Below are 1,011 nucleotides of genomic sequence, written 5' to 3'. Positions count from 1 at the left end.
CCGGCGACTGCCTGTTTTAATTTCTATCGAGGTACTCATGCCGGGCTTCAGCGCAACATTTTCACCATCAATATTCATACTCTTATGCGCTAACTGAATATGGATGGAATACTGGGAGTTCTGTGGTTTCGGTTCATCATTGCTGTTATCTGCGCTGCTTTTGGCACTTTCATCGGTCACATTGCTGGAGCCGGCGTTCATCGCATCCCGTGAAACATAGGTCACCTCGCCGGACATCATGCCGTATTTGGTGTAATCAAAGGCCTCAATTTTCACCGCGGCCTTCTGGCCTTTATGGATAAAACCAATATCTTTGTTTTCGACAATGGCTTCGATTTCAACCTGATTTTGTTCCGGCACGACAACCATTAAAGGTTGTGCTGCGGTTACCACGCCGCCGACGGTGTGCACCGCCAGTTGTTGCACAATACCGTCCACCGGGGCGGTGATCTGAAGCAGTTTTTTATGCGCATTCGCGCGCATTACATCCTGCTGTGATTCGGCCTGCTGGCGGATAGCCTCCGTGAGTTCTTCTTCGGTTTTCTTACGCGTTTCAGCCATAAAATTATCCCGCTGATGTTGTGCATCAGTGAGCTTGCCGCGCAGTTCAACGCTGTCCTGCTCTTTCTCCTGCCAGGACGTTATCGACACATCATGATTTTTAGCGAGTTCCCGGTAGTTTTCCGCCCGCTGAGACACGAGAGGCATCTGCTGGCTGTAGCGCGCCACTTCTCCGTTCAGGTCCTGTAACCGGGTCACAAAACTCAGCCACTGGCCGTTGAGCTGATTGCGTGCATCCGCTACTTTGTCTGCGGTGATGCCATCGGTGCCGTTGAGTTGAACCAGTTTTCCCGTGGCCACGGAGTCGAGCAGGGCACGGGAGCGCGCGACCTGCAGTAACGCCATGTCATGATCAACTTCGGCCCTTTTTTGTTCGTGATCGATGATATGCGTATCCAGCGTCATCAACGGTTCGCCTGCCCGGACAGCCTGGCCATCCTGCACAAAAAT

General features: G+C 52.3%; 1 protein-coding gene. It reads right to left on the bottom strand.

Annotated elements, in window-relative coordinates:
* Positions 1–1,011 (bottom strand): beta-barrel domain-containing protein (locus tag M977_RS23795; RefSeq protein WP_064519647.1); only part of this gene is annotated, 1,011 nt, incomplete at both ends.

This window comes from Buttiauxella gaviniae ATCC 51604, from assembly GCF_001654835.1.
Classification (GTDB): Bacteria; Pseudomonadota; Gammaproteobacteria; order Enterobacterales; family Enterobacteriaceae; genus Buttiauxella; species Buttiauxella gaviniae.
Note: the sequence above shows the minus strand (reverse complement) of the source record. Positions and strands in the feature narration are given on the sequence as shown.